This is a genomic window from Vreelandella andesensis, from assembly GCF_003989795.1.
GTDB lineage: Bacteria > Pseudomonadota > Gammaproteobacteria > Pseudomonadales > Halomonadaceae > Vreelandella > Vreelandella andesensis.
Genome location: NZ_RZHG01000028.1, coordinates 80,111 through 96,565 on the forward strand (window position 1 = coordinate 80,111; position 16,455 = coordinate 96,565).

18 protein-coding genes are annotated in these 16,455 nt (G+C 49.5%); 2 read left to right on the forward strand and 16 right to left on the reverse strand.

What is annotated here, in order from left to right:
- The 12 genes from ybgF to ELY33_RS15280 form a co-directional block, all read right to left on the reverse strand.
- Nucleotides 1-792 carry a tol-pal system protein YbgF gene (gene ybgF, locus ELY33_RS15225; protein WP_126948758.1) on the reverse strand — a complete coding sequence of 264 codons (792 nt, stop codon included), beginning with the start codon at nt 790-792 and terminating at the stop codon, nt 1-3.
- A gap of 104 nt (nt 793-896) precedes the next feature.
- Nucleotides 897-1,460 carry a peptidoglycan-associated lipoprotein Pal gene (pal, locus tag ELY33_RS15230; protein ID WP_126948759.1) on the reverse strand — a complete coding sequence of 188 codons (564 nt, stop codon included), beginning with the start codon at nt 1,458-1,460 and terminating at the stop codon, nt 897-899.
- A gap of 46 nt (nt 1,461-1,506) precedes the next feature.
- Entirely contained in the window at nt 1,507-2,799 is a 1,293-nt protein-coding gene (gene tolB / locus ELY33_RS15235; protein ID WP_126948760.1) for a Tol-Pal system beta propeller repeat protein TolB, read from the reverse strand.
- Nucleotides 2,799-4,022: a cell envelope integrity protein TolA gene (gene tolA / locus ELY33_RS15240; protein WP_126948761.1), complete on the reverse strand. Its 1,224-nt coding sequence runs from the start codon at nt 4,020-4,022 to the stop codon at nt 2,799-2,801. The genes tolB and tolA overlap by 1 nt, the downstream gene beginning before the upstream one ends.
- A 13-nt stretch (nt 4,023-4,035) precedes the next feature.
- Nucleotides 4,036-4,473: a protein TolR gene (gene tolR / locus ELY33_RS15245; protein ID WP_126948762.1), complete on the reverse strand. Its 438-nt coding sequence runs from the start codon at nt 4,471-4,473 to the stop codon at nt 4,036-4,038.
- An 11-nt stretch (nt 4,474-4,484) separates the two neighbouring features.
- Nucleotides 4,485-5,180: a protein TolQ gene (tolQ, locus tag ELY33_RS15250; RefSeq protein ID WP_126948763.1), complete on the reverse strand. Its 696-nt coding sequence runs from the start codon at nt 5,178-5,180 to the stop codon at nt 4,485-4,487.
- A gap of 134 nt (nt 5,181-5,314) precedes the next feature.
- The gene (gene ybgC, locus ELY33_RS15255) at nt 5,315-5,707 is read right to left on the reverse strand and encodes a tol-pal system-associated acyl-CoA thioesterase (RefSeq protein ID WP_126948764.1); all 393 of its coding nucleotides are present in this window, start codon (nt 5,705-5,707) and stop codon (nt 5,315-5,317) included.
- A complete protein-coding gene (gene ruvB, locus ELY33_RS15260) occupies nt 5,704-6,741 on the reverse strand; it encodes a Holliday junction branch migration DNA helicase RuvB (RefSeq protein ID WP_126948765.1) in 1,038 nt (345 codons plus the stop codon). The genes ybgC and ruvB overlap by 4 nt, the downstream gene beginning before the upstream one ends.
- 42 nt (nt 6,742-6,783) lie before the next feature.
- Entirely contained in the window at nt 6,784-7,392 is a 609-nt protein-coding gene (gene ruvA, locus ELY33_RS15265; RefSeq protein WP_126948766.1) for a Holliday junction branch migration protein RuvA, read from the reverse strand.
- Between the two features lie 70 nt (nt 7,393-7,462).
- Complete coding sequence (gene ruvC / locus ELY33_RS15270) at nt 7,463-8,014, reverse strand: crossover junction endodeoxyribonuclease RuvC (protein ID WP_126948767.1); 552 nt, start codon at nt 8,012-8,014, stop codon at nt 7,463-7,465.
- Between the two features lie 87 nt (nt 8,015-8,101).
- Nucleotides 8,102-9,883, reverse strand: coding sequence for an aspartate--tRNA ligase (gene aspS / locus ELY33_RS15275; RefSeq protein WP_126948768.1), 1,782 nt, complete (start codon nt 9,881-9,883; stop codon nt 8,102-8,104).
- Nucleotides 9,884-9,949: 66 nt separating this feature from the next.
- Nucleotides 9,950-10,231: an FmdB family zinc ribbon protein gene (locus ELY33_RS15280; RefSeq protein WP_126948769.1), complete on the reverse strand. Its 282-nt coding sequence runs from the start codon at nt 10,229-10,231 to the stop codon at nt 9,950-9,952.
- Nucleotides 10,232-10,436: 205 nt separating this feature from the next.
- Here ELY33_RS15280 and ELY33_RS15285 point away from each other — a divergent pair, with 205 nt between their 5' ends.
- Nucleotides 10,437-11,387: a D-2-hydroxyacid dehydrogenase gene (locus ELY33_RS15285; protein ID WP_126948770.1), complete on the forward strand. Its 951-nt coding sequence runs from the start codon at nt 10,437-10,439 to the stop codon at nt 11,385-11,387.
- An 11-nt stretch (nt 11,388-11,398) separates the two neighbouring features.
- Here ELY33_RS15285 and ELY33_RS15290 read toward each other — a convergent pair whose 3' ends face one another.
- Both ELY33_RS15290 and ELY33_RS15295 read right to left on the reverse strand, forming a co-directional pair.
- Nucleotides 11,399-11,674 carry an acylphosphatase gene (locus tag ELY33_RS15290; protein WP_126948771.1) on the reverse strand — a complete coding sequence of 92 codons (276 nt, stop codon included), beginning with the start codon at nt 11,672-11,674 and terminating at the stop codon, nt 11,399-11,401.
- Nucleotides 11,675-11,779: 105 nt separating this feature from the next.
- Nucleotides 11,780-12,679 carry a YihY/virulence factor BrkB family protein gene (locus ELY33_RS15295; protein WP_126948772.1) on the reverse strand — a complete coding sequence of 300 codons (900 nt, stop codon included), beginning with the start codon at nt 12,677-12,679 and terminating at the stop codon, nt 11,780-11,782.
- Nucleotides 12,680-12,842: 163 nt separating this feature from the next.
- On the opposite strand from ELY33_RS15295, the gene ELY33_RS15300 reads away from it, so the two are divergent.
- A complete protein-coding gene (locus ELY33_RS15300; RefSeq protein ID WP_126948773.1) occupies nt 12,843-13,937 on the forward strand; it encodes a bifunctional nicotinamide-nucleotide adenylyltransferase/Nudix hydroxylase in 1,095 nt (364 codons plus the stop codon).
- 32 nt (nt 13,938-13,969) lie between these two features.
- On the opposite strand, the gene ELY33_RS15305 is transcribed toward ELY33_RS15300, so the two are convergent.
- Nucleotides 13,970-14,887 carry a LysR substrate-binding domain-containing protein gene (locus ELY33_RS15305; protein WP_126948774.1) on the reverse strand — a complete coding sequence of 306 codons (918 nt, stop codon included), beginning with the start codon at nt 14,885-14,887 and terminating at the stop codon, nt 13,970-13,972.
- A 52-nt stretch (nt 14,888-14,939) separates the two neighbouring features.
- Nucleotides 14,940-16,358 (reverse strand): cardiolipin synthase, encoded by a 1,419-nt coding sequence (gene cls / locus ELY33_RS15310; protein ID WP_126948897.1) that lies wholly within the window; start codon nt 16,356-16,358, stop codon nt 14,940-14,942.
- Between the last annotated feature and the right edge of the window lie 97 nt (nt 16,359-16,455).

Consider the following 16,455-nt stretch of genomic DNA (forward strand, 5'->3'; position numbering starts at 1 on the left):
TTATCCTGCAGACTGACGCAAAAAGTCACTTGCCAGTCCAGCGGCGCTACTCTGCGGATAATCATCACGTACTTGTTCAAGCAGTTCACGACTGCGCTCAGCCTCGCCTTGGCGCGCTTTTACTAATCCTAGCTTATAAAGCGCGTCAGGGACTTTGCTACTGCCGTTGTATTGCTCAATCACACGGCTGAATGACGCATCAGCATCGCTTAGCTCACCCTCAGCAGCGTAGAGTTCGCCTAGCCAGTAATATCCGTTTGCAGTCAGACTGCTATCGGGATGATCAGTGACAAAGGCTTTAAACGCATTGATTGCATCTTCAAATTGACGTGCCTGAACATGAGCAAATGCTGCCTGGTAGTCTGCTTGAGCGTCTTCACTGACGTTTCGAGCAGAAGGCGCGTTAGCGACTTGCTCAGCCGCCTCAGGCGCCACTGAAGGAGTAGATTGTTCAATCTGACTAGGGCCGCTATTCAGCAAACGATCTTCGATATCCAGGTATTGTTGCTGTGATTGCCGGCGAAGTTGCTCTAACTGGTGTCGAAGCTCTTCGATTTGACCACGTAGCTGCTGAATTTCTTTCTGGTGTTCTTGCACTTGGTTAAAGAGCACCAAGTTACCACTGGATGATTCCTGGCGTTGAGTTTGCTGGTAAAAACCACTCGAACCGCTTGATAAATCTTGAACGAGGGGCTGTTGACCAAAGGCCGTTAAGGGCAATACGGACAGCGGGAGCACTATGGCTCCCGCACCGCACAGCCTCTCAAAATAACGTTTGAGACTGTGTTTCATGATGACTCCAATGATTACTTAGCTAGCGTACCTAGCACCTGTACCAGGCACTCAATACTCGTTATTCAGCACCTAATAGTCCATAACTAGGTACGCCAATGCCATCAGTAGTTAAACACGACGCGACGGTTTTGAGAGTAGGCGGTTTCACCTTGGCCGCTAGCTGCCGGACGCTCTTCACCATAACTCACAACGCTCATTTGCGAGGGAGACACGCCTTGGATATTTAAGAACCGCTGAACTGCACCTGCACGACGCTCACCAAGGGCCATATTGTATTCGCGAGTGCCACGCTCGTCGGTATGGCCATGCAATACCACTCGAGCACCTGGGTTAGCACGTAAATAGCGAGTGTGAGCCATGACTACTGATTCATACTCGCTTTTAATTGTATCGCTGTCGAAATCAAAATAGATGGTACGCACTTCTGGAATGCGAGAATCAGCTTGTTGTCCAGCGCCCGCGCCCGCGCCGGAACCAGACGTAGAGCCGTACTGGCCGCCGGTGCCAGTCCCAGTGCCAACACCAGAGGTGCTCGTTCCCATGCTGCTGCCATCCTGGCTTCCATAAGAGTCCCCATCCTGGGTTCCGCCGGTGCTGGAACAGCCAGCGATAACTACGATAGATAACGCTACTGCCAATGAGCGAGCCAACGGTTTAAGTTGCATAATCAGACTCCTTGCCTGAAAACAAAAAATTAATACTTTTCGTCAATCAATTTAAAAAAGGTGACCACGCGGGATCGCGGACATCACCCTGCGCTGCGGGTAATCTAAATGACGAGCGGCCATCCGCTGAAACGGCACTTAGTACCCCATTGCTACCCTGTTGGGTAGCGAAGATTACCATGGTCCCGTTCGGCGCAACACTAGGAGATTCATCTCTTGTTGTTTCACTTATTACAACCAGTCGACCTCCGTCACGATCTTGTCGCGCCACTTGGTATCCACGGCTGGAACGGTGGATCAAAAAGATTTGCTCACCGTCAGGCGAATAACGCGCACGAGCATTGTAATTGCCGGTAAACGTGACGCGTTTTGCTTCACCGCCACCTAGCGAGTATTCATAAATCTGTGGTCCACCACTCCGGTCAGAGGTAAACAGCAGAGTACGTCCATCAGGCGCCCAAGCTGGTTCAGTATCAATGCTACTGTTTTGAGTGATACGTTCTACTGATCGATTATTGATATCCAAAATATAAATTTCAGGCTGCCCGTCTTTAGACAGTGACATAGCAATGCGTCGTCCATCAGGTGACCATGTGGGAGCACCATTGATACCTTCAAAAGATGTTGCTTGTATCCGTTGGCCGGTCGAAACATCTTGAATATAAATAGCCGGGCGTTCTGTCTCGAAAGAAACGTAAGCCAGCTTTCGACCATCAGGGGACCATGCAGGCGACATGATCGGTTGATCGGAAGTAAGTACTTGTTGGCTGTTACGCCCATCTGCATCGGCCACATACAAGCCAAATTGCATATTATCACCCAGTCCTTGAGCGGTTACATAAGCAATTTGAGTTGAGAAAGCTCCCCGAATATCGGTAATTTCTTCAAAAATTTGATCGCTAATATAATGAGCAGCGCCACGTAAATCGTTCGCACTCACAGTGACCGTTTCGCCAATCATGCGACGCTGGCCACTGATGTCCATTAGCTCAAATTGAATCTGATAACCGCTGTTTGTCTGCTGCGCGCTACCTACCACTAAATATCGCACATCTAGCGAACGCCAAGTACCAAACTCAACTTCATCCGCTTGACTTGGTTTGTCAAACATAGAATTGCGTTCTAAGGGTGCAAAAAAACCGCTGCGTTCAAGATTGTCCTGGATGATTTGAGCCACGTCTTCAGGCATGTTGTCGCCGCCTGAAAAGGGAACAATACCAATCGGTAAAGCTTGGTCGCTTCCTCGTGTTATTTCGATTGTTAGGTTTGCATTTGCTATTGCATAGCTACTAATAAATAGCAGTACGCAAAACAGCCACACTTTGCTCATGGTTTGCATCAGCGAACATCCCCCGGGGTAAATCGCAGATTAAATTGACGTAAGTTACGCTGCAGCTCTGCAGGCAAATCCCTCAGCTCGCTAAATGGTGCAGCGTGTTCAACGGCCTGCATAGCAGACCGGTCAAAGGCACTATCACCGCTGGATGAGGCGATAGTGGTTAAAAGTACTTCTCCTGACGGGCCAAGCCTTACTTGAATCGTAGCACTCATCGTGTCACTGGCGCCTGCTGGAATTAACCATGCCTGCTCTACCGCGCGACGCACAATATTAATAAAACTATTCGCTGCTTGCTGTGCTTGCTGTGCATTAGCGGCAGCCTGAGCTTCTCCTGCTAGCTGACGCTGTCTGGCCGCCTCGGCCTCACGCTGGCGTTGGGCTTCTGCTTCGGCCTCAAGCTGGCGCTGAGCTTCTGCCTCGGCTTCACGTTGGCGTTGGGCTTCTACCTCGGCTTCACGTTGGCGTTGGGCTGCTGCTTCGGCCTCACGTTGGCGCTGAGCTTCTGCCTCGGCTTCACGCTGGCGTTGGGCTGCTGCTTCGGCCTCACGCTGGCGTTGGGCTTCTGCCTCGGCTTCACGCTGGCGCTGAGCTTCTGCTTCACGTTGGCGCTGAGCTTCTGCTTCTGCTTCACGTTGGCGCTGAGCTTCTGCTTCGGCCTCACGTTGGCGTTGGGCTTCTGCCTCGGCCTCACGTTGGCGCTGAGCTTCTGCTTCGGCTTCACGTTGGCGTTGGGCTTCTGCCTCGGCCTCACGCTGAGACTGTTCTCGGGCTTGAGCTTCTGCTTCCTGCTGCTCGGCTAGACGCTGTGCTTCTTCCTCTCTCCGTTGCGCTTCAGCTTCGGCCTGAGCTTGAGCCTCTTGTAGCTCACGCGCTTGCTCTTCTGCACGCGCTTGGGCTTCTTCCCTAGCAGCCGCTTCATCGGCTTGTTGTTGTAATGCTTCTTGCTCACGTGTATCGGGTTCTTCAAGCGCTGGTTCGGCCACGTCGGGTTTGTCTGAACCATTGAGTGCGGCTTGCTGCTCTGTTGTCTGCTGAGCCTGGTCAGTAAATGTCTCAGTGCTAACGAGAGTTGCTTGCACGATTGAAGAAGAGTCTGGCTCTGCCGTAGAACTTGGCAGGCTAACTAAGCTGAAAAATACAACTAACAGGTGCACTGCAACCGCTAGAACGGCAGGCCAAGTATAGCCAACATCCTGGGGGTCGCGTGGTGGTTTAACTGCCATGTGCGCGCTACCTTTAACCATCTTGTGGCGGTTCAGATAACAGGCCCACATTCGCGACACCTGAACGCTGAAGTGTGCTCATCAATAAAACTATTTGCCCGTATGGCACATTGCGATCGCCACGAACCATGACTGGCGTGCCAGGGCGACGCTGTAGTATGGCCATTACTCGTTGTGACATTTGTTCAAGAGAAACAGACGTCGAATCTTCTCCAAGCGTGATGAAGTAGACGCCCTCTCGGTCGACAGAAATAATGATGGGATCACTTTCATCTTGGCTTTCTATTGGCTCTGATGTGACTTGAGGCAGGTCTACTTGTACCCCTTGAGTCAGCATCGGTGCGGTGATCATAAAGATCACCAGCAAGACCAGCATGACATCAATAAAAGGCACTACGTTGATTTCAGCCATCGGCTTTTTACTGCCGCTACGATTAAACGGGCCTTGCATAGCGTGCTCCCTTAGCTAGCGCTGGACTGGCTTTCGCGACCCTGCAGGTTACGGTGCAAGATGGCGTGAAACTCCTCGGCAAAGTCTTCGTACTTGCCCAGCAAACGAGCAGCGTCATTGGATAAACGGTTATAGAAAATTACTGCTGGAATAGCTGCGAACAGACCCATCGCCGTTGCAATAAGCGCTTCGGCAATCCATGGGGCTACGGTTGCCAAGGTAGCTTGCTGTGTCATAGATAGGGATTGGAAGGACCCCATGATCCCCCAAACCGTACCGAATAATCCTATGTAAGGACTCGCTGATGCCACGGTGGCGAGAAATACCAGATGCTGGGTGAGGCGATCCTCTTCTCGAGACCATGCGACGCGCATACTCCGTTGCACGCCTTCTAAGATGGTGTCGGGGTTACGTGTTTTTGGCATCAACCGATTAAATTCACGGAAGCCAGCCTGGAACATATGCTCTGCTCCATAACGTGCGTTATCAGCAGGGATTTCTCGATATAACTCGTTTAAATCGACGCCTGACCAAAAAGCTTCTTCAAACTGGTTGTATTCCTGTTTTGCCCTGCGCAAGGCAATGCTACGTTGGAAAATAACCACCCATGAGAGTATTGATGCCACCACCAGCAACAACATTACCAGCTGAACAACCGTGCTAGCGCTCATTATCAAGTGGGGAATAGACATGGTGTTATCGTTCACAGTTACCCTCATCAAGCTGTTAACGTCGGAAATTCCGAGCAGTGGTAGTATCTAAAAATAACGGAGTACACACGCAACATCGCGCTATCCACTCCATAAGTTTGGGCACGTTTTCAGCGTTCGCCTTGAATTAATCAACCAGGCACTTTCAGTATATTGGGCCATGCCTTTGGCCGCATCTTATGAGCGCACAAACAGGCTATCTCGACTGTAGCCGTGCATAAGAGTTCCTCATTTCGCCGTACTTGCTGCAAAAAAGTCATGCGGCATCGACCAACACTCTCAACATTTGTACTGACAATAAGCGAGTCATCTAAGCGCGCAGGCTTACTGTAGTGGCAGGCCAAACGAAATACCACTAGCTGGGTACCATCGTCTAGCAAAGATTGCTGATTAAGTCCGAGTGTACGCAACCACTCGCTGCGGGCGCGCTCCATAAACTTCAGATAGTTAACGTAGTAGACAATGCCGCCGGCGTCAGTATCTTCCATGTAGACGCGCACCGGCATGGTAAACCCATTTTTCATGGGCGACGCTCTCCCTCTGGGTCAATAGCATGTTCATGAGGCGTTTTGTTGAAATGTAGCCACGCTTGACGCGTCACTACGCGTCCTCTTGGTGTGCGCATCATTAACCCTTGCTGGATTAAGTAAGGTTCGATGACGTCTTCAATAGTACCGCGCTCTTCGCTGATAGCGGCTGATATCGAATCGACGCCGACAGGGCCACCATCAAATTTATCGATCATTGCCAGCAAAAGGCGCCGATCCATATGATCTAAGCCATGGTGATCTACATTTAGCATATTGAGTGCTGCATCGGCGAGAGTGACATCCACAATGCCATTGCCCTTTATTTCTGCATAGTCACGGACTCGGCGGAGCAGCCTATTGGCAATACGCGGGGTGCCTCTTGAACGCCTAGCAACCTCCACGGCTCCTTCATGGCTGGTCTCAACACCTAGTAAGCGTGCTGAGCGAGTAACAATCTCAGTAAGCTCTTCAAGATTGTAAAATTCCAGGCGCTGCACAATGCCAAAGCGGTCGCGCAAAGGCGAGGTGAGCAAGCCCGCGCGCGTTGTCGCACCTACCAGCGTAAAGCGAGGCAAATCTAGTTTAATTGAACGTGCAGCAGGACCTTCGCCAATCATAATATCTAGCTGAAAATCTTCCATCGCTGGGTAGAGCACTTCTTCTACCACAGGCGATAGACGGTGAATTTCGTCAATAAACAACACATCACCAGGCTCTAAGTTCGTCAGCATGGCGGCTAAGTCACCTGCACGTTCAAGCACAGGACCAGAGGTTGATTTCAGCCCTACGCCCATCTCAGTGGCAATAATATTAGCAAGCGTTGTTTTACCAAGCCCCGGCGGGCCAAATACCAAGGTATGATCCAAGCTTTCCTGACGTAGCTTTGCGGCCCCCATGAAAATTTCAAGCTGCTCGCGTACGCGCGGTTGCCCAATATAATCCTTTAGATGTTTGGGACGAATAGCATGATCAATACGCCCTTCCCCATACTCGGGCTCAGCCGCGATTAATCGGTCATGTTCTAACATAAAGTACGCACTATCAGTCGTTCCATGAAATGACTCACGTTGTTACCCCGTCATGCGTTTTGTCAGCGCGGCTTTTATAATTGCCTCTGTTGACTGGTTGGGATTGATGTCAGCCAACATTTTTAAAGCTTCAGTGAGCTTGTATCCCAAGCTCACCAGCGCAGCTTCTGCATCTGCCAACGTATCACGTGGAGCAGGTTCGCCATTAGCCGCTTCTAACGCGAAGGGTGCATCGGTCGTGTTCTCCCATTCTGGGAACCGGTCGCGCATTTCGATAATTAACCGCTCCGCGGTTTTTTTACCAACGCCGGGTAGTTTAGTCAGTGCTTTACTATCGTCGTCACGGACGCAGCGCATAAAGGCTGCTTCATCCATTCCAGATAAAATGGCCAACGCTAACTTTGGCCCTACGCCGTTAACTTTAATCAAGGCACGAAACAGTGCGCGCTCTTGCTCGCGCCCGAAACCGTATAACAAATGGGCATCATCACGAATGGTAAGGTGCGTATACATCGATACGCTCTCTCCCACAGCAGGAAGCGCCACTAAGGTATTCATAGAGGCTTCTAGCTCGTATCCGACACCATGCACATCAACCACAATCCAAGGGGGATGCTTCTCTAATAACAAACCATTAATACGACCGATCATAAGTATGCTCGCAATAATAAAAAGCTAACATTCACTATAAAGACACTCTGTACAAATGACCAGTTAGTAGCTATAGCCGCCACCGCCCGGTGCTGCGCCGCCGACCTGCTGTTGAGGGCGCAGTAAGTAAGCCGTGCCCTGCATACGCATGGGTAAGCGCGATTGCTAGCGCATCGGCAGCATCGGCCTGTGGCGTTGAAGAGAGCTGTAGAATCGCGGTGACCATGTGCTGTACTTGGCTTTTATCCGCGCCTCCCTGCCCAGTGACGGCTTGCTTGATTTGCCTTGCTGCGTATTCCGCAATGTTCAGGCCGTGATTCGCGATGCAGACGAGAGCTGTGCCCCGTGCCTGACCAAGCTTCAGTGCTGAATCAGGATTTTTGGCCATAAAAACACGCTCAATAGCGACTGCCTCGGGTCGATGCAAACCGACCACTTCACTCAAACCTGCATAGATTTGTGCCAAGCGCTGCTCTAATGGGCCCTCGGCTGTCCTAATACAGCCGCTGGCGACGTAATGAGGCTTAACACCCACTAAATCGATGACACCATAGCCCGTGATACGTGAACCTGGATCGATACCCAAAATTCTGATCGAGGAAGCAGGCTGTTTTTCATCCATGTCACCTTTCCTATTAATAGAGAACTGTTCAAACAAAAACACCGACGCCTAAACGTCGGTGCAGAGCTAAAAGTCAGAGTTGAGCGATTATTCGCTAGCTGTCTCTGCTTTCGCTTTTTGGCGCAAACGGATGTTTAAGTCTTTCAACTGGTCTGCACTGACTTCGCCTGGTGCGTCAGTCATCAAACAAGCGGCACTTTGGGTTTTCGGGAAGGCAATAACTTCACGAATTGTCTTAGCTCCGGCCATTAGCATAACTAAACGATCCAAGCCGAACGCAAGACCCCCATGGGGAGGCGCGCCATATTGCAGAGCATCCAGCAGGAAGCCAAATTTTTCTTGTGCTTCTTCTTTGCCAATGCCCAAAATTTCAAAGACAGTGCTTTGCATGGTTTGATCATGGATACGAATAGAGCCGCCGCCTAGCTCGGTTCCGTTAAGCACCATATCGTATGCGCGTGACAATGCGTTTGCTGGATCAGATTTAAGTGCTTCTGGAGAGCAAGAAGGTGCTGTAAACGGGTGATGTAGTGGGCTAAGGCGACCGTTGTCGTCCGCTTCAAACATCGGGAAGTCGACCACCCATAACGGCGCCCACGCCTGGGTGTATAGCTCAAGGTCAGCACCTAACTTGACGCGTAATGCACCAATGGCTTCATTGACGATGCGAGCTTTATCCGCACCAAAGAAAATAATGTCGCCATCTTCAGCGCCTACGCGATCAAGTAGCTCTTCAACTACATTTTCCATGAACTTAACGATGGGTGATTGAAGACCATCAAGCCCTTTCGCACGCTCATTGACTTTAATCCACGCCAGCCCTTTCGCACCATATATGCCGACAAACTTGGTATATTCGTCGATTTCTTTACGAGACAGTTTGGCGCCACCCGGCACTTTCAATGCCGCTACACGACCGTCCTCCGCACTTGCAGGGCCTGAGAAAACCTTAAAATCAACCTGCTGCATCAGATCATCAACATCGGTTAATTCTAGCGGAATGCGCAGATCCGGCTTATCAGAACCAAAGCGATCCATTGCTTCTTGCCAGGTCATCCGCGGGAAGTCAGGCAGCTCAACGCTAAGCACTTCTTGGAAGAGTTGACGAATCATGGCTTCGGTAATGCTCATGATGTCGTCTTCTTCAACAAAAGACGCCTCGATATCGATTTGCGTAAACTCAGGCTGGCGATCGGCCCGCAGATCTTCATCGCGGAAGCATTTAGCGATCTGGTAGTAGCGGTCGAAACCGGCCACCATTAACAGCTGCTTAAACAGCTGAGGCGACTGAGGTAGTGCAAAGAAGCTACCTGCATGTGTCCGGCTAGGAACGAGGTAATCGCGAGCACCTTCCGGCGTTGCGCGAGTCAATACCGGCGTCTCGATATCTAAGAAGCCTTGATTTTCCAGGTAGGCGCGAACGTTATGAGAAATACGTGAACGCAAACGCAATTTCTCAATCATATCCGGGCGACGAAGGTCGATATAGCGATGCTTTAAGCGAACCTCCTCACCGACTTTGTTGTGCTCATCTAGCTGAAAAGGGGGGGTAGCAGCCGTATTAAGTACTTCCACCTCCTTGGCTAATACCTCAATCATGCCGGTTGGCATGTTGGGGTTTTGCGTTCCTTCAGGACGCAGCCGAACGCGGCCAGTAATACGAAGCACGTACTCACTGCGAGCACGGTCAGCATTAGCAAATGCCTCGGCGGTATCAGGGTCTACAACGAACTGAGCGATGCCATCGCGATCGCGCATATCCAGAAAGATAACCCCACCATGATCACGGCGGCGATGAACCCAACCGCAGACAGTGACCGTTTGTTCCACCAAAGTTTCGTTAAGCTGGCCGCAATAATGGCTGCGCATGTCTAATCCTGTTCTGTTGCGTGGCAATGAGATTGTCGTGGACCGTTCTGGTCCTGACAACCGCGGCTAAGCCGCGGCGCCCTTGTTCGTTGATGCGCTACTGGTATCGCTTGTGGTACCAGTGCTGGAAGTCGATTGGCCTTCTGCCGCCAAGTTTTTCTTACTTCCTGTTTTAAAGTCGGTTTCATACCAACCGCCGCCCGCAAGACGGAAACCAGACGCTGAAACCAAGCGTTCAAGACTAGCTCGCTGGCACGCGGGGCAATCTTTCAGCGGATCTGCGCTGATTTTCTGCAATTTTTCCATGCGATGACCGCAGGCCTTGCACTCGTACTCATAGATGGGCATGTTGATAACTCCTGAAAAGCTCAACTCCGACAAGCTAAGTTCTTTATGTAGACCAGTGGCAAATTTGACGGTTGCCAAGCTAAGACTATGTGGTCTGCCGGGATAAATTCCAAGACTGCGGTTGATAGAGCGACACATTATACCCTTTTGTGCCCCCTGCTGAGCAAGGCCAAGCGCCTTTCGGTAGATAATGGAGAAAAGAAAGATGCCCAACGCGGTAATGCTGGATGCCGAGAGCCTAGGTGCGGATATCGATCTATCAGCAATTCGGCACCTTGTGAGTCACTTAGATGTGTATCAGCAAAGCACTTCCGAGCAGGCAGGTGAGCGCCTGGTAGAGGCGGATATAGCGATCGTCAACAAAGTCGTGCTGGATGCTGTAACCTTGGCAGCACTGCCTAAGCTCAAACTTATATGTGTGCTGGCGACTGGGCTTAACAACATCGACCTTAATGCTGCTAAATCCCAAAATATTCGTGTCAAGAACGTAACCGCCTACGGAACCGCTAGCGTTTCTCAGCACACATTCATGCTTATACTGGCATTAGCTAATCGATTGCCACGTTATCAGGCTGACATCGCTCGTGGCGAATGGCAGCACAGCGATTTCTTTTGTTTACAAGGCCACCCGACGCTGCAACTTGCTGGCAAGCATTTGGTGATGGTGGGGCAAGGCGAGCTTGGCTCAGAAGTGGCGCGTTTAGCCGAAGCGTTTGGAATGAAGGTTACCTTTGCCGCTCGGCCAGGAAACGAAACAGACGACAAACGGCCTACTCTTGACGAGCTAATACCGAGAGCAGATGTTATTAGCCTGCATTGCCCGCTTAACGAAACAACCCAGCACCTTATCAATCGCACCCGATTGGCAAATGCGAAACCATCTCTGCTACTAGTCAACTGTGCGCGTGGCGGAATCGTTGATGAGGAAGCTGCGCTCGAAGCGCTTCGCAATGGCAAGCTTGGAGGGCTAGCGGTTGATGTGCTACCCAACGAGCCGCCGAAAGAAGGACATCCTCTATTAACAGCGTTAGCAGAGGGCGAAGCGCTCAATCTAATTGTTACCCCCCACAATGCCTGGATCGCTCCAGAAGCTCGCCAGAACATTGTGATGCTAACGGCTGAGAATATTAAGCAATGGCAACGTGAGGTGACTTGATTAAACGCCGATTAATAGGTGGCGAAATGATCGGGAGCGCGGTGGCCCTGCAGCACTTCAATGGTGACATGGGTTACCTGCGCCCCTTTTGGCCCCTGCCATAACCATTCGGTTAGCAAAGACACGGCAGTTGAACTACCGCATAGCAATACCTCAACACGTCCATCGGCTAGGTTTTTGGCATAACCCGTCAGGCCTATTTGCAGCGCTTGTTCCTGTGTTGAGCGCCGAAACCAAACCCCCTGCACTTTCCCTGTCACATAGGCACGCACACAACAAGTAGTCATATATTGCCCTCTTAGTGCTTTTGAACTCTGTCAGAAAAATGTACAAACTGGGTTCTTTTAATTTCCGCTCTTTTCAAACCGGCTCTATTAATTACCCTGGCCATGCTAAACAAACGATCGCTCCACCAGTACAGCACTGTTACGTGGTATCAAGGGCCGTCCACGGCGGAGTAGCAAGGACCGAGTAAAAGCAGCACCAAATAGTAAAATTAATGAACTGTAATACACCCATAGCAAAATCATGACAACAGAACCCGCTGCGCCATACGTTGACGCCGTGGCGGTGTAGGCTAAATAAATAGCGATTACGTTGCGACCAATCGTAAAAAGCACAGCGGTGACTACCGCGCCAATCAGCACATCTTGCCAACCGAGGACAACATCTGGCAATACTTTGAAAATGGTCGCGAATAACAACGCCACCATTGCTAGCGAAATTAACGACTCAAGCGACGTGGTTAACAAGCTAGCATAAGGTAATAAATTACCGGCTCCTTGGAGCATGCCCCGCAAGATAACACCGAGCACCAACGATACCAGTAGAATGAAGCCAATGGACAAAACGACCGTTAAGGAAAGTAGCCGATTTTTTAAGAAAATAAATGCGCTATTGGAGGTGGGTTTAGCAGCAACGCCCCAAATGGTGTTAAGCGAAAATTGCATTTGAGCAAAGACCGTCGTGGCACCCACTAACAAGGCCACAAAGCCAAGTAGTGTCGGTAAAATACCGGATTCTTCGATACGTGACTGAGCAACGGCCTGCTCAATGGCAAGGGCTGCTTCTACACCTAAAGCATCTTGAAGCTGAGCAACAATCTGGCCTTGAGCAGCATCTTCACCCAGTACGACACCGATAACCGTTACCGCTATAATAATGGTGGGAGCCAGAGAGAACAGGGTGTAGAACGCAAGGGATCCTGCATAGCTGAAGGCATTTCGCTCCAACCATAACGCGGTTGCATCTTGAACGACGTTCCACCAAAAAATAATTGTCTTTTTCAGCATATTTAATCCCTTAACAATAGAATGTCCCTATCAAGCTCTAACGCAAGATACCGCTTGTAATTATACCGAACTAAAGCGTTGAGCGCAGGCGGAGACACATTGCACGGTTCGATTGCCACCTCCATAATGGCTCCCCTTTCTCTCCTACGACCAAGGAAGCGTTATGAATTCGGATGCTGTTAAGTCTGCTACGGCCTACGACTTTGATTGCTTGGTGTTTATTGGTCGTTTCCAGCCCCCTCATCTTGGCCACCTTGCCATTATCAGTGAAGCGTTAAAACAAGCTCGCCAAGTCATCATATTAGTGGGGTCTGCTTGGCAGGCACGTTCTTTGCGTAACCCCTGGAATTTCGATGAGCGTCAAGCAATGATTCGTTCTGGATTTGATGATCAAGACAACGAACGACTGGAAATCACGCCTCTGCTTGACGCACTTTACAACGATGATGTGTGGGTACGTGACGTTCAACGTAAAGTGCGCGATTTGGCTTCGCCTGCCAACGCTCGTCTACCCCGTATTGGTTTAATTGGCGCAAGCAGGGGGCAATCAAGCTATTATCTATCGCTTTTCCCTCAATGGGAGTCCGTTAGCGTTCCACTTGTTGAGGGTATTTCAGCAAGTCAAATACGTGAGCGGCTGTTTCGCTCCCCAGGCTCTACCGATGACTATTTAAGCACCGGTGCTTATCATGACTTGCCCCCCGAAGTCGTCAAAAGCGTTGATAAGTTTTGCAAAGGTACTGCCTACCACCGCTTGCTAGAAGAGCAGCAACTACTGGATCAATATAAGCAAGCTTGGGCACAAGCCCCCTACCCACCCATTTTCGTAACCGTTAATGCGGTTGTTGTGCAATCGGGTCATATTTTGCTAGTAAAGCGAACGTCCGCGCCGGGTAAAGGACTTTTTGCATTACCTGGTGGTTTTATAAATCCTCATGAACGCTTATTGGACGCCTGTTTAAGAGAGCTTCGCGAGCGGTTGAGGCTTAAAGTCCCTGAACCCGTTTTAAAAGGCTCGCTACGCGGACAACGATTGTTCGATGAACCTCATCGCAGCTGGAGAGGACGTACATTAGCAGAAGCTTTTTATTTTGCGCTCAGGCCTGATCAACAGTTGCCTCGTTTAAAGCATGTCAAAGGCGGCGACCACGCTCGTTGGGTTGCTCTTGCTGATCTAGAGCCTGATAGTTTATTTGAAGATCACTTTTTTATTATTCAAAACTTTCTCGGTTTACCGGCAGATTTAGGTACATTTTAAAATCTAAAATCTTTTATTAATCACCCTGTAGGCTATGCCTGTAGGAAATCTCGGGGTAGCTTCATCATTTGACGCCAAAGACGCTCAACGCCAGGTTTATGAACCAACGAACAGCGATAAAGCCTAATTTCTAGAGGAATATCCCAGCCTTCATCGCCAGCTCTTACCAACTTGCCTGTTTTAAGCTCTTCACGAATACAAAAATCAGGAATCCAGGCGATACCTACACCTTGAAGGACCATACCTTTTAATCCTTCTGCCATGGCTGTTTCATAAACCGTACGCAGTTTCAGCCGCAATGGATCGTTTTTGAGCAGCATTCTTACACTTCGCCCCAGAAAAGCACCCTGCGTATAAGCTAAATAAGGAATTGAACTATCATTCTGAATTGAGAAAAGCGGCTTGCCATGTTCATCGGGCAGTGAAACCGGCAACATTTTCACCTGGCCAATAGAGAAAGAAGGAAAGACTTCTGCATCTAACTGCATGGTGGCAAAAGGATCGTAATATGCCAGCATCAAATCACAATTACCCTCACGAAGAACATGAATAGCCTCTCCGACGTTCATAGCCACCAAACGTGTGGGCAGTTCCCCCAACCCTTTTTGCAAACGAGAAATCCAGGGCGGGAAAAAACTTAATGCCAATGAATGAGCCGCTACGATATCTAGGGCTTCGTTAGCAATGGATACGCCTCGAAGATGGCTTAAGGACTCATTCAACTGTTCTACTAGATTGCGAGCGGTAATCAAAAATAATTGGCCCTCAGAGGAAAGGCCAATTGGTGTTGTAGAACGATCGACTAATGTAACCCCCACCGCTTGTTCCAGTGCACGAATACGACGACTGAAAGCAGGCTGAGTAACGTGGCGTTGTTTGGCGGATGCCGAAAAACTTCGTGTATTGGCTAACGCAACAAAATCTTCGAGCCATTTTGTTTCTAAATTCACCCAAAACTCCTTGTGCCTAATCGTTGTAAGCGGCGTGCAGGATTATTATTTGTTACTGAATAGGTGCGGTTAAATATGCCGCACGAGAGATCACTTTTTTCCACATTGGGCGCTGACTAATTTCGTCGATAGTAACACGGCGACACTGAGCAAAATCCTGCTCCAGCATGGCATGCACTTTACTGGCAAACGTCGAACTGGGAATAAAAGCGGTTATTTCGAAGTTAAGCCTGAATGATCTGTTATCCAAGTTTATGGTGCCAACTGTTGCTGCGTTGTTGTCAATCAGAATGACTTTTTGATGTAAGAAGCCTGGTAGATAACGGTATATTTTTACACCCGCTCTCAACATGTCAGGTAGAAATGAAAATGCAGATAGAAACACAAGCAGATGATCAGGTCGCTCTGGAATCATAACGCGAACATCTACTCCGCGCATTGCTGCCAGTCTAAGTGCATCCTGCACACCTTGGTCTGGTACAAAATAGGGGCTGGTTACCCAAAGCCTTTCATTAGCACTGTGAATTAGCTGTTGAATTAAAAGGCTAGCCGTATCCTGCTTATCAGCAGGGCCGGATGGCACAATAACCACGTGATGATTATCTTGTGGATGACTTTCCGCATGCCAATTGAGTGTGATCACTTCCCCTGTTGCCCAGTGCCAATCTTCCCAAAAAGCTTCCTGTAAACCCAACACACACGGCCCACTAAGTGCTAAATGGGTATCACGCCAAGGGCCATGACGTGGATGTTGTCCAAGGTATTCAACGCCAACGTTAAAACCACCTACCCAACCCTGCTTACCGTCCACTACTGCTATTTTGCGATGATTGCGGAAATTGAGCTGGAAGCGATGAATGAAACCACGAGAAGAACGAAACGCTTTTACTTCTATGCCCTCGTTCATCATCTCATTTAAAAACCCGTCGTTTAGCTTCCGGCTACCTACTTCATCGTAAAGAAAATAAACGCGCACCCCTCGCTGTGCAGCTTTAATTAAATGGTGCTGCAATCGTTTGCCTAAGGCGTCGTTACGAACAATAAAGAACTGCAGAAGCAAATAATCTTTAGCTTGATCAATACCGTCAAATAAGCTTTTGAAAGTAGCTTCACCATCAATCAACAAGTCAGCACTATTGCCTTTCGTCAACGGCATCATGGCTAACTGCTCAACTGCTTGAATATCAGTGCTCGCCGGCAAAGAAAGGTGCGGTTTAATGTTATGGCGATAGCGCACGAGCACGCGTCGTAACACATTATCTCGTGCTCCCCTTGCCGTCACATAACCATAGAATCGCGGACGGCCAAAAAACCAATACGCAGGTAGCGCTACATAAGGAAACGTTAACAGTGAAATAATCCAAGCAATTGCGCCCTGTGACGTTCTGCTCGACATAAGCGCCATGACCGCAGATACGATACCCAATAGGTGTATCAGCATAATGCCGGTCCCTAGCAACCATGATGCCATTGCCTTTTCCTCGCTATGAAATGAGCTGTTTATCGAATTATTTAACTGATAATGCACAAAAGCCCCGCAAAAGACGGGGCTTATTTGACACTAATTG